Here is a 12,449-nt window from a genome sequence, read left to right as displayed (position 1 = left end):
CGCAACCCTTCTTGAGTAGCCGTACTCAAGACAGTGCGGGGTCCTCGGCGCGACCTTGGTACGCATGACGAAAACCTCCGCAGCGCCTCCCACCACCGTCGCGTTCTTCGTCCAGGCCGCCTTGTCGTTCGGGCTGGCGCTGATCGCGGTCGTCATCGGCATCTGGTACCTGCCGGTCGACGGCTGGGTCCGCGGCTTCCTCGCCCTCGGCATGCTGTTCCTGACGACCTCGGCGTTCACCCTCGCCAAATGCATTCGTGACCGGCAGGACGAGAACACCGTCGTCAGCAGAGTCGACCAGGCCCGTGTCGACAAACTCCTCGCCGAGCACGACCCCTTCAAAACGCCCGCGCTCTGAGCCGCCGACATATGCACAATCCGAATTACTACGGTCGTGTGAACCCACTCACCGAACCTGTAGCACTTAGTAACCGAAAAAGGCCCAACGCCAGGAAGGCCATGAAGAAAGAAGATCAACGCGCCCGACAACCGACTCGCCAACGCGAGCGACAAGGAACGCGGGGGTCCGGGGGCTCGGGCCCCCGGGAATTATGGCGAGCACGCTGCGGCGCAGGCTTTCCCTGCGCACGCGGTGCCCGCGTGCGAGCGGATGACGGGATTCGAACCCGCGACCCTCACCTTGGCAAGGTGATGCGCTACCAGCTGCGCTACATCCGCATGTCTTGCTCTGCTCCGGTACTCGTTTGAAGCAGTGGGACAACCATACACCGACCCTCTGTAGCGGTTTCGACCCACCCCTACAGGTACTTCGGTGTCACACCTGGCGTACAAGGGGTGACGACGGCTGCATACCTCCGTATGGTGTCCCCATTCGACCGAATGGTGAGTCCTTCGGGGAGGAGGTGCCTGGCCGGATGACCGAGCAGGGCACGGTGCCGCTTCAGGCGGCCTCGGAATCCGACGAGCAGGCATTGCTCCAGCGTCTCCGTGATGGGGAGGACGCCGCCTTCGGGGAGCTTTTCGAACTTCACGCCGCCGCGGTGCGGCGGCTGGCCCGCAGTCTGGCCGCCGACCGGTCGGAGGCGGAGGACATCACGGCCGAGACCTTCTTCCGGGTGCTTCAGGCGTTGCGCCGGGGTGCCGGGCCGCGGGACTACGTCCGGGCGTATCTGCTGACGGTGGCCCGCCGGGTCTCGTGGGAGTGGCACGGCGCGCGTCGTGACGTGCCGGTGAGCGACGACGAGCTGACCTTCCGGGCCGGGGCGGGGGCGGACACGCATGCCCGTACGGCCGAACATTCGCTGATCACGACGGCGTTCACGAGTTTGCCGGAGCGGTGGCGTTCGGTGTTGTGGCAGACGGAGGTCGAAGGCGAGCAGCCGTCGATGGTCGCGCCGCATTTCGGGTTGAGCGCGAACGCGACGGCGGCGCTGGCCAGGCGTGCGCGGCAGGGGCTGCGGGCCGCGTACCTCCAAGCGCATCTGTCGGTGAACCGCGGGCCGGATTCGTGCCGGGCCGTGGTGGAGAAGCTGGGCGGATTCACCGCGGGCAGTGTCACCGGGGCCGAGGCCCGCCGGATCAAGACCCACCTGATCGGGTGCCAGTCCTGCCGGGCGACGCACGACGAGTTGCGCGACGTCTGTTCTTCGCTGCGGGCGCACGCCGGCGTCGTCGCCTTGCTGGTGCCCGCGGCCGCCGGCGCCCACGCGAGCGGAGCGCTCTCCGGGCTCGCCGCGTCGGTCAAGGCGCTTCTGCTCGGGTCGAAGGTGAAGGTCGGCCTGGCGGTGGCGTCGACGGCCGCCGCGGGCGCGGTCGGGATCGTCGCCGGTCCGGCCGTGTTCGGCACCGACGTGACGCATACCGTCGGTCTGTCCGGCGGTGGCCAGCCGGAGCTGGCGTTGCTGCCGGCGCAGGTCGCGCCGCCCGCCCAGGGCGGACCGGTGGAGCTGCCGCCGCAGCGGGTCGCCGAGGACCGGATGCACGGCAAGGGCGAGCGGCCCGCCGTGACCGGGCGCGGCCCTGGCGCGGAACTCGGGGCGTCCGACATGCCGAGCCTGCCGGGTGTGGGCACGTCGGGGAAGGACCTCGGCGGCGGAGACGGTCGTGCTGACGGTGCCGCCGGCGACGGCGGTGCCGACAACGGCGTGCTGCCCCCGGACGAGCAGAACCCGGCGCAGGAGACCGCGCCGCGGAACGAGGTCCCGGAGCCGGGCACCGGCACGAACCAGACCACCACGAAACGGGACGACATCCCGCCGGGGGAGTCGCTGAGCCCGACGTCCACGACGACTTCCCGGGACGAGACGGAGCCGTCGAACACACCGGAGTCGACGACTGACCCGGAAGGGTCCACTTCGCCGGAGACGAGCACGCCCGGCAGCGAGACCGGGACACCGTCCGGCGAACCTTCGGAAGACGAGCCGAGCCCGGTCAAGCCGACTTCCCACTATCCGGAACCGGGTGTCGACTACCCGACGTGCCCATAACGCCCGAGCGGGCATATCGCTCTCGAACTCTCGCGAATCCGGCTCCCGTCACGGTACGGTGGAGCTCGCTCACGACGAGCGAGCGGCCGCGCGGGAGGCGACTGAATGAACCGGCTGGTGCACGGCGAGGACGGCCGTGACTGGGTGGTCCGAGCCCAGATGGAATGGCGTGCTCCCGCGACAGCGGACGATTTCGAGCACGATGTGGCGGGCAGCTACGGCCCGGGTATCGCGATGATCGCCGTGACGGCGCTGCTCGCGATCGTGCTCATCATGTGGACCCCCGCCGACGTGAGAATCCCGTCGTGGGTTCCGCTGGCGCTCCTGCTGGTCGCGCTGTTCTTCCCCTTGCGGTGGATCCTGCGCCGCCCGTGGACCGTCGTCGCCGAGACCGAGGGCGATCTGGCGGGCGACCGGCCTTCGGAGCGCTGGGTGGGCACCATCCGCGGCATGTTCACCGTGCGCGGCGAGGTCTCGAAGATCACGAAGACCATCCAGAAGCACTCGCTGCCGGATTTCGACGGCCCCTTGCACCCGGTGGAGTAGTCGCGGCGGCCTGAACGCGCGAGACTGGGGCCATGCCCGAGTTACCCGAGGTCGAAGCGCTCGCTCACCACCTGCGTGAACACGCGGTGGGCAAGACGGTCTTCCGTGTCGACGTGGCGTCCCTCAGCGTGCTGAAGACGGCGACCCCGCCGTGGACGGAGCTGCACGGCCGCGAGGTCACCGGTGCCGGCCGCTTCGGCAAGCACCTCGATCTCGTCGCCGGTGATCTCCACCTGGTCGTCCATCTGGCGCGGGCGGGCTGGCTGCGCTGGTCCGACGCGTTGGCGCCGGCCCCGCTCAAACCGGGCAAGGGGCCGATCTCGCTGCGCGTCCACCTCGACGCCGCCGCCGGTCCGGGCTTCGATCTCACGGAGGCCGGGACGAAGAAGGGGCTGGCGGTCTGGATCGTGCGTGATCCGGAGAAGGAGGTCGCCAGTATCGCGCGCCTCGGGCCGGACGCGCTGTCGCTGGACCGCACGGGACTCGAGAAGTTGTTCGCCGGACGCACCGAACGGTTGAAGACGGCGCTCACCGATCAGTCGCTGATCGCCGGGATCGGCAACGCCTACTCCGACGAGATCATGCATATGGCGAAGCTTTCTCCGTACGCCACCACTGGAAAGCTGTCGGAAGGCGCGCTCGACGGGCTCTACGAAGCCATCAGCGAAGTGCTGACCAGCGCCGTGACGCGGTCGGTCGGCCAGTCCGCCGCCCGGCTCAAGGGCGAGAAACGGTCCGGGTTGCGGGTGCACGCGCGCACCGGGCTGCCGTGCCCGGTCTGTGGCGACACGATCCGCGAGATCTCGTTCACGGACAAGTCCTTCCAGTACTGCCCGACCTGCCAGACCGGCGGGAAACCCTTGGCCGACCGGCGGATGTCGCGTCTGCTCAAGTGACCGGTCAGCAGAGGGCGGCCATCACCGCGGGCATCGGCGGCTTCGGCACCCTCTTCCCGCCGTGCACGTCCGCGGCGAGGTCGTACACGTTCAGCGCCAGCACGATCTGCTTCGAGCCGTCCGCGGTGCTCATCGAAACGCTGGAGAACCCCGGCCCGGCACCGGTGTTGCCCCAAACCGTCTTCGTGCCTCCGTCACACGGCAGGTTGAGTGTCTCGACGCCGGCGCCGTACGCGCCCAAGTCGCTGTACGGCACGAGCCGTTTCAGTTCGGCCTGCTGCGCGGGCGCCAAAAGCCGCCCCGACAGCAACGCGCGGTGGAACGCCGCGACGTCGTCGACGGTCGACACCATCGCGCCCGCGGTCCAGTCGTACGACGGGCTGAACACCGTCATGTCTTCACCGCGCATGTCGTACCCATGCAGATGCGGACCGCGCAGGAACGGCGACCACAGCGGGAAGTACGTCCGCCCGAGGCCGAGCGGACCGAGGATCCGGCGCTGGATCTCCTCGCGGACGTCGTTGCCGGTGACCTGCTCGATCACCTTGCCCAGTACCAGATATCCGGTGTTCGAGTACTTCACGCCGGTGCCCGGCGCGAACGAGGGCGGGTCGGTGAGCGACCGCCGGATCACCTCCGACGGCGTGATGACGTGCGCCCGGTTCCCGTGGACGAGGTACGGGTCGAAGAACTGCGGATCCAGCGGGTCGTGCACGCCGGAGGTGTGGTTCAGCAGCATGCGCAGCGTGATCTTCTCCGGCTCGTAGCCCGGTCCGCGGACGACACCGGGCAGCCTTCGCTCCACCGGATCGTCGAGGGAGAGCGAGCCTTCGCCCGCCAGTCGCAGCACCACCGTGGCGACGAACGCCTTGGTGTTGCTGGCGATCCGGAACCGGTGCTGCGGCCCCGCGGGTTCGCGGGTGGCCTGGTTCGCGTATCCGGCGCCGAAGCGCGAGACCGCCTCACCGGTCCGGACCTGGACGACCGCTCCCGGGAATCCCCCTTCGCCGACGAGATCGCCGACGGCCGCGCGCACCGGGTCCCCGGACGCGGCCGCCGACCCGCTCGCCAGCAGGACCCCCGCCAGCACCCCCGCCGCGAGTTTCCCCGATCCGCGCATGGTGTTCCTCCCCCGGAAGCGATTGCCTGCGTACAGTCTTCCCGGCGCGACGGGGAGTGACCATGGGGCCAACGCCCGGGTCTTGGGTAGGGTCGGCCCCACCCTCAGTTGTCACAACTCAACGGAAAGTGGGGAGCAGGCCTTGCACCCGGTTGGTCGAGCGCAGAGCATGGACGCCGTGTCCGGGCTCGAGATCGCGCAGATCATCCCTTGGGGTGTGGCGCTGCTGCTCGCGATCCTCGTCGTCGTCCTCCTGATCAAACTGAGGCGTCCCGCGAGCATCGTGGAGAACGCGGTGCTGCAGGCCGTCCACCGGATGTCGAAGGCGACACCGGATCTCCGCGAGGGGCTCGACGAGCAGGTCGCCGACAAGATCACCAGCCAGCTGCTGGAGATGCTCGACTGCGTCGCCGTCGGCATCACCGACAGCGAAGGCACGCTGCTGTCGTGGGACGGCGAGGCCAACGACCACTACGTCGACCTCGTCGACGCCATCGGCAACGCGATCCGCAAACACCGGCGCGAGGTCGTCGCGCACGACAAGATGCCGTGCAACCACCGCGGCACCTGCCGGATGCGGACCGCGGTGATCGTGCCGCTGATCGTCGAGGGCGAGACCGAGGCCGCGCTGCTGGTCGTCGGGCGCACGCGCGGGCGGCTGGTGCAGATGGCCGACGCGGTCGCGCAGTTCGTCTGCACCCAGTTCGAGCTGGCGCGCCTGGACGAATCGAAGAACCAGCTCCAGCAGGCGGAGATCAAGGCACTGCGCGCGCAGATCTCGCCGCACTTCGTCTACAACGCGCTCAACACCATCTCGTCGCTGATCCGGACAGATCCGGAGGAGGCGCGAGAGCTGCTTCAGGACTTCGCGGACTTCACGCGCTACTCGTTCCGGACGTCGGGCATGTTCACCTCGCTCGCCGAGGAACTGCGGAACATCGACCGGTACCTGACCATCGAGAACGCCCGTTTCGGCGGACGGCTCGAAGTGCGGATGAAGATCGCGCCCGAGGTCCTTTCGGTGGTCGTGCCGTTCCTGATCATCCAGCCGCTGGTGGAGAACGCCGTCAAACACGGTCTCGCGTCGAAGCCGTCCGGCGGCTGCGTCACGGTGATCGCCGAGGATTACGGCGCCGAAGCGCTGATCAGCGTCGAGGACGACGGCATCGGCATGGAGCCCGCGAAGCTCGCGGACCTCCGCAGCCAGCACCGCACGGGCGCGCACGTCGGCCTCGGCAACATCAACCAGCGGATGCAGCAGGTGTTCGGCCGCGACTACGCGCTCATGGTCGAGACGGCGCCCGGCGCCGGCATGAAGGTGACCCTGCGGGTGCCGAAGTTCATGCCCGGCGTGCGGCCGAATCTGCCGGACTTCTCCGCCGACAGCGCGACCGTCCCGCCGCAGGGCGGCCCGAACGAGTCCAGCGGGGTGAGCGGTTCGCGCAGCGGCGTGCTGCCGTCGTGAGTCTGTTGGTGAACCCGCGTCCGCAATCGCGTCGGCAGGGCGCGACCTGGTCGAACCTCTCACGTTGAGAGGCAACGGCGCCCTGCCACCGCGACAGCGGGGCCTTCGGCCAGGGCGGGTTCACGCGTTATGTCCCTTTTGCGAGGCCCGTCGCAGCTCCGCCAACCGGCTCTGAACGTCGGTAGCCTGGCGGTATGAGCGTTGCGGACAAGCTGACCTCCCGTCTCCCGATGATCGGCGATCGGGGTGAACGCAAGGACGTCGTCGCCGTGGTGAAGCTGCACGGGGTGATCACGCCGACCCCGTCGCCGCTGGCCAGGGGGTCGATCAACCTCGCCGCCGTCGAATCGGCGCTGACGCGCGCGTTCGGGCACGAGCGGCTGAAGGCCGTCGCGTTGCAGATCAACTCGCCGGGTGGCGCGCCGACGCAGTCGGGCCTGGTCGCCGAGCGGATCCGCCAGCTCGCCGACGAGAAGAACGTGCCGGTCCTGGCCTTCGCCGAGGACGTCGCCGCGTCCGGCGGGTACTGGCTGGCCTGCGCCGCCGACGAGATCTACGCGCACCGCACGTCGATGGTCGGTTCCATCGGCGTGATCAGCGGCGGGTTCGGGTTCACCGGCCTGCTGGAGCGGTTCGGCATCGAGCGGCGGCTGCACACCGCGGGGGCGAACAAGTCCCGGCTCGACCCGTTCAGCCCGGAGAAGCCGGAAGACGTCGAGTGGCTGAAGAAGATGCACGGCCAGCTCCACGAACTGTTCGTCGACTGGGTCACCGAACGCCGGGGCGACCGGCTTTCCGGCTCCGAAGACCTGTTCACCGGGGACGTCTGGCTGGGTGCCCGCGCGGTCGAGCTCGGCCTGATCGACGGCGTCGGCAGCCTCCGCCAGGTGCTCACCGAGCGGTACCCGGATGCCGAGATCGCGATCGCCGAACCGAAGAAGCCGCTCCTGGCGCGGCTCGGCATCGGTGCGCCCGCCGCGGCGAGCGCGCTACTGGACGCCGTCCAGGCCAAGGCCGCCTGGAGCCGCTTCGGCCTCTGATCCCGTGCAATGAAGGGGCCTTTCATCGCAAATTTTGCTATGAAAGGCCCCTTCATTGCGTCTGCGGTAGGGAGCGATTCACCCGAACGGTGGTAGGCGTAAGTGGTTCAGACCAGGTCTCATATCGGACATACCGCTTTGTTGTGAACGGCAACAAACCTCGACAGCGTTGACGAGGAGGTCCGATGTCCGTTACTTCTCCCCGAACGAGCCGCTGGAAGATCGCGCTCGCCGCTACCGCCGGCGCGGCTCTGATCACCGTCCCCCTCACCCTGCCCGCTTCTGCCGCCGTCCCGCCCCCGCCGTCCGGCTGGACCACCGTGTTCACCGACGACTTCACCGGCGCCGCGGGTTCGCTCCCGTCGAGCGCGAACTGGATCGTCGACACCGGCCACGGCTACCCGGGCGGCCCTGGCAACTGGGGCACCGGCGAGATCCAGAACTACACGGCGAACCCCGCGAACCTCGCCCAGGACGGCTCCGGGAACCTGCGGATCACGCCGCTGCGTGACGGCGCGGGCAACTGGACCTCGGCGCGGATCGAGACGCAGCGCACGAACTTCAAACCGCCCGCCGGGGGCGCGCTGCGGATCGAAGGCCGCATCCAGATGCCGAACGTCACCGGCGCCGCGGCCCTCGGCTACTGGCCCGCGTTCTGGGCGCTGGGCTCGCCGTATCGCGGCAACTACTGGAACTGGCCCGCCGTCGGCGAGTTCGACATCATGGAGAACGTCAACGGGATCAACACGGTCTGGGGCGTGCTGCACTGCGGCGTCAACCCCGGCGGCCCGTGCAACGAGACGACCGGCCTCGTTGGCAGCCGCACCTGCCCCGGCGCGAGCTGCCAGAGCGCGCTCCACACCTACACCTTCGAATGGGACACGAGCGTCAGCCCCCACGTGTTCCGCTGGCTGGTGGACGGCCAGCAGTTCCATTCCGTCAGCCAGAACCAGGTCGACGCCACGACGTGGGCCAACATGACGAACCACGCGGGCTACTTCGTGCTGCTGAACGTCGCCATCGGCGGCGCGTTCCCGAACAACAACTCCGGCACCACCACGCCGGGGCCAGGAATCGTGCCGGGACACCCGATGCTCGTCGACTACGTCACCGTCCTGACCCGCGGCGGCGGGACGACCCCCACTGCGCCCACGACCCCCACGACCACCACGGGAAGCCCCGGCGGCGGCAGCGCCTACGGCACGATCCAGGCGGAGTCGTACGGCCAGGCCGCCGGGATCGCCAAACAGGCCACGTCCGATTCCGGCGGTGGCCAGAACATCGGCCCCGCGGGAAACGGTGACTGGGCGTTGTATCCGGGCATCGACTTCGGGACGCAAACGGGCAGGCAGTTCCAGGCGCGTGTCGCGTCCGGCGCGGCGGGCGGAGTGAGCGGACTCGTCGAAGTCCGGCTCGACAGCCGGTCCAACCCACCCGTCGGCAGCTTCGCCGTCGCGAACACCGGCGGCTGGCAGAGCTGGCGGACCATCCCGGCGAATATCAGCGGTGTCACCGGGAAACACGACGTCTACCTGACCTTCACGAGCGGCCAGCCCGCCGATTTCGTGAGCGTCAACTGGTTCACCTTCACACCGTGAAGGGATAGGTGTGGCACGGCGAGGCGGTTCGTGTCACCGGAAAAGATGACGGCACCGGTCACCCCAGGCGCGGGGGTGCCGGTGCCGTCCTTTTCGTTCGACTTTGGTGAAGCGGGCTGGACAAGGCACGCGGCAATGGGCAGGATGCGTCTCACTGTGAGTGCTCACGATGACACCCGGAAGCTCATCGTCCTGGCGGTGGACGATGAGCCCAAAGGGCTAGACGAACTCGTCCACTGTCTCCGCAACAGCCCGCACGTCGCCCTCGTCTATCCGGCGATCGACGCTTCGGAGGCGCTGCGCCTGCTGTCCGCGGACGACCCGCGGCTGGCCGACCGCAAGGCCCGCGGCCTGCCGATCGTGGACGCGGTGTTCGCCGACATCGACATGCCCGGTCTGTCCGGCATGGAGATGTCGCGGGTGTTCGCCGCGCTGCGCCCGTCGCCGGCGCTGGTGTTCGTGACAGGGCACGCGGAAGAGGCCGTCAACGCCTTCGACCTCGGCGCGCTCGACTACGTGCTCAAGCCGTACCAGCAGGATCGTCTCGACCGCGCCATCACGCGCGTGATGGACAAACTCGCCGCCAACGCCGCGCCGAAGTTCGGCGCCGAAGGCGGGCTGGGGCAGGTCAAGAACGACGACGAGGTGATCCCCGTCGAACTCGCGGGCACCACGAAACTCATCCCGCGGTCTTCGGTCCGCTGGGTCGAGGCGCAGGGCGACTACGCCCGGTTGTTCACCACCGACGGCAGCCACCTGGTCCGCATCCCGCTCGCCCAGCTCGAAGAACGCTGGGAGAAGGCGGGTTTCGTCCGCATCCACCGGTCGTTCCTGGTCTCGCTGCCGCTGATCACCGAACTGCGCATGGGGCAGGGCGGCTATCAGGTCGTGATCGGTAACGAGGAGAAGGTGCTGCCGGTGAGCCGCCGCCACACGCGCGCCCTCAAGGACAGGCTGGTCGGCGCCAACCGGTCGACGTGACCGACGACTTCTACCGCCGCGTCAACGGTGTCCGCGAACCGGACCCGACGCTCGGCAAGAGCAGGAAACCGGCGGCGCCCGAGGGCGCCGCCGTCGAACCCGTTCCCGGCGCGCCTTCCGGCCCGAAGCACGAGCAGGCCAAACCCGAACATCACGCGAAACCCAAGCGGCAGCGGGTGATCCTCGCCGATCCGCGGCAGGCCACCAGCACCCTGCGGGCCAGGGTCGAACTCGAAGAGCAGACCAGCTGGGGAAAGCTCCTGGTCCGGGATCTGGTGAAGATCCAGCTGCGGACGGCCTCGCTGCTGGCGCTGCTGGTGATGGTCACGCTGTGTTCGCTTCCGGTGCTGTTCTATCTAATCCCGTCGTTCGGGCGGGTGACCGTCGTGGGCATCCCGGTGCCCTGGCTGATCCTCGGCGTGGCGCCTTTCCCGTTCCTGTTCGGCATCGGTCTCTGGTACAACCGGCTCGCCGAACGGCACGAACGCGACTTCGTCGACATGATCGAAAACTGATTGCGGAGCTGCACATGCGAGGATCCCTGCTGTGCAGCAGCTGAATTCGTGGGCCATCGCCGGCATCGTGCTGGTAGCGGTCCTGACCTTCTATCTGGGGCACCGCTCCTCGAGGTCGGCCGTCAGCACGCACGATTTCCTCGTCGCCCGGCGCACCGTGCGGTCCCGGCGCAACGCGGCCGCGATCTCCGGTGAGTATCTGTCCGCCGCGTCGTTCATGGGCGTCGCCGGCATCGTGCTCAAGGACGGCGCCGACGCCCTGTGGTTCCCGATCGGCTTCACCGCGGGTTATCTCGCGCTGATGCTGTTCGTCGCCGCGCCGCTGCGGCGGTCCGGCGCGTACACGCTGCCGGACTTCGTCGAGATGCGGCTGGGTTCGACGATGCTGCGCCGGGTCTCGACGGCGTTCGTGGTGTTCATCGGGATCCTCTACATGGTCCCGCAGCTGCAGGGCGCGGGCCTGACGCTGGCGACCATCCTGCCCGTGCCCGCGTGGGCGGGCGCGATCCTGGTGACCTGTGTGGTCGGCTTCAACGTGATCGCGGGCGGGATGCGCGCCATCACCGTCGTCCAGGCCTTCCAGTACTGGCTGAAACTGTTCGCCATCGCGGTGCCGACGTTCATCCTGTGCATCGTGTTCCTCGGTTCCGGCGGGCCGGGCAGCGGGCGTCCGCTGGGGCAGCCCGCCCCGCCGACGTTCCCGGAGAACACCACGGTTTCGGTGCAGGCCGACGTCACGCTGAACGTCACCTCGGTGACCGTGCTCGAGGCCTACGGACAGGTGGAAGGCGCGCGCGCCAACGGTTTCGCGGTGTGGACGCCGGAGGCCGGGCACAAGGTCGAGAAGGGCACGACGCTGAAGTTCACCGCGGGCACCCCGGTGCCGGTGGTCAGCGACGCGCCCGCGTCCAACGGCGACTGGCTCCGGCCGGGGTCGGGCAGCCTCACCGACCTGCTGCAGGTCTATTCGCTGATCCTCGCGACCTTCCTCGGCACCATGGGCCTGCCGCACGTCCTGGTCCGCTTCTACACCAACCCCGACGGGAAGGCCGCGCGCCGCACGACGGTGCACGTCCTGCTGTTGCTCGGGTTGTTCTACCTGTTCCCGACGCTGCTGGGCGCGCTCTCGCGGATGTACGTCCCGGAACTGCTGGTGACCGGCAAGACCGACGCCGCCGTCCTGCTGCTGCCGTCCGCCGTCCTCCCCGGCCTCGGGGGGCAGATCCTGGGCGCGGTGACGGCGGCCGGTGCCTTCGCGGCGTTCCTGTCGAGCTCGTCCGGGCTGCTGGTGAGTGTGGCCGGAGTCGTGTCCACCGACGTCCTGCCCGGTCGCGTCCGCGATTTCCGGGTGGCGACGGCGATCGTGGCGATCATCCCGTTCGCGCTGGCGGTCCTGCTGCCTTCGGAGGACCTCTCGCTTTCGGTCGGGATGTCGTTCGCGCTGGCCGCGTCGACGTTCAGCCCGCTGCTGCTGCTCGGCGTCTGGTGGCGCAAGCTCAGCTGGCCCGGCGCGTTGGCGGGGATGCTCGTCGGTGGCGGGCTGGTGCTGACCGCGCTGGTGGTCAACATCGTCAGCAAGTACAGCGGCGGCTGGGCGCCCTGGTTCTCGAACCAGCCCGCGCTGATCACCGTGCCGGCGGCGTTCCTGACCACCTACGTGGTGAGCCGCGCGACCGGATACGGGCGGCCGGACGACGTCCACGGCGTGATGCTGCGGCTGCACGCGCCCGATCCGCTCGGGTTCATGCGTGATCGTGCGGTCGCCCGGTTCGGGCAGGCCGAAGAAAAGACCGAGAAGCCACGGACCACCGGTAAAGGCCGCCACCGGAAGTAATTCACCC

At 69.0% G+C, this 12,449-nt stretch carries 11 protein-coding genes and 1 tRNA gene; 10 read left to right on the top strand and 2 right to left on the bottom strand.

What is annotated here, in order from left to right:
- Window positions 1-64 precede the first annotated feature (64 nt).
- Entirely contained in the window at window positions 65-358 is a 294-nt protein-coding gene (locus DMH01_RS22355) for a YiaA/YiaB family inner membrane protein (RefSeq protein ID WP_034309553.1), read from the top strand.
- A 247-nt stretch (window positions 359-605) separates the two neighbouring features.
- Here the strand turns inward: DMH01_RS22355 and DMH01_RS22350 are convergent.
- A tRNA-Gly gene (locus DMH01_RS22350) sits at window positions 606-678 on the bottom strand.
- A gap of 197 nt (window positions 679-875) precedes the next feature.
- On the opposite strand from DMH01_RS22350, the gene DMH01_RS22345 reads away from it, so the two are divergent.
- The 3 genes from DMH01_RS22345 to DMH01_RS22335 all read left to right on the top strand — a co-directional run bounded on the left by DMH01_RS22345 (window position 876) and on the right by DMH01_RS22335 (window position 3,889).
- Window positions 876-2,447 (top strand): RNA polymerase sigma factor, encoded by a 1,572-nt coding sequence (locus tag DMH01_RS22345; RefSeq protein ID WP_125679203.1) that lies wholly within the window; start codon window positions 876-878, stop codon window positions 2,445-2,447.
- 105 nt (window positions 2,448-2,552) lie between these two features.
- Window positions 2,553-2,993 (top strand): DUF983 domain-containing protein, encoded by a 441-nt coding sequence (locus tag DMH01_RS22340; RefSeq protein ID WP_125679202.1) that lies wholly within the window; start codon window positions 2,553-2,555, stop codon window positions 2,991-2,993.
- Between the two features lie 32 nt (window positions 2,994-3,025).
- Window positions 3,026-3,889 (top strand): Fpg/Nei family DNA glycosylase, encoded by an 864-nt coding sequence (locus DMH01_RS22335; RefSeq protein ID WP_125679201.1) that lies wholly within the window; start codon window positions 3,026-3,028, stop codon window positions 3,887-3,889.
- 4 nt (window positions 3,890-3,893) lie between these two features.
- Here the strand turns inward: DMH01_RS22335 and DMH01_RS22330 are convergent, their stop codons facing one another.
- On the bottom strand, window positions 3,894-5,009 hold the full coding sequence (locus DMH01_RS22330) for a serine hydrolase (RefSeq protein ID WP_125679200.1): 1,116 nt from the start codon (window positions 5,007-5,009) through the stop codon (window positions 3,894-3,896).
- Between the two features lie 169 nt (window positions 5,010-5,178).
- Here DMH01_RS22330 and DMH01_RS22325 point away from each other — a divergent pair, with 169 nt between their 5' ends.
- The 6 genes from DMH01_RS22325 (at window position 5,179) to DMH01_RS22300 (ending at window position 12,442) form a co-directional block, all read left to right on the top strand.
- A complete protein-coding gene (locus DMH01_RS22325; protein ID WP_125679199.1) occupies window positions 5,179-6,474 on the top strand; it encodes a histidine kinase in 1,296 nt (431 codons plus the stop codon).
- A 194-nt stretch (window positions 6,475-6,668) separates the two neighbouring features.
- Entirely contained in the window at window positions 6,669-7,514 is an 846-nt protein-coding gene (locus DMH01_RS22320) for a S49 family peptidase (protein WP_125679198.1), read from the top strand.
- Window positions 7,515-7,699: 185 nt separating this feature from the next.
- Window positions 7,700-9,112: a carbohydrate-binding protein gene (locus DMH01_RS22315; RefSeq protein WP_125679197.1), complete on the top strand. Its 1,413-nt coding sequence runs from the start codon at window positions 7,700-7,702 to the stop codon at window positions 9,110-9,112.
- Between the two features lie 144 nt (window positions 9,113-9,256).
- On the top strand, window positions 9,257-10,093 hold the full coding sequence (locus DMH01_RS22310; protein ID WP_199745589.1) for a LytTR family DNA-binding domain-containing protein: 837 nt from the start codon (window positions 9,257-9,259) through the stop codon (window positions 10,091-10,093).
- A complete protein-coding gene (locus DMH01_RS22305; protein WP_125679196.1) occupies window positions 10,090-10,608 on the top strand; it encodes a QueT transporter family protein in 519 nt (172 codons plus the stop codon). The genes DMH01_RS22310 and DMH01_RS22305 overlap by 4 nt, the downstream gene beginning before the upstream one ends.
- 55 nt (window positions 10,609-10,663) lie before the next feature.
- A complete protein-coding gene (locus tag DMH01_RS22300) occupies window positions 10,664-12,442 on the top strand; it encodes a cation acetate symporter (RefSeq protein WP_125679821.1) in 1,779 nt (592 codons plus the stop codon).
- Window positions 12,443-12,449 lie beyond the last annotated feature (7 nt).

The organism is Amycolatopsis sp. WAC 04182 (assembly GCF_003947465.1).
GTDB lineage: Bacteria > Actinomycetota > Actinomycetes > Mycobacteriales > Pseudonocardiaceae > Amycolatopsis.
The sequence above is the reverse complement of the archived record's forward strand: the minus strand, read 5'-3'. Positions and strand labels throughout refer to the sequence as shown.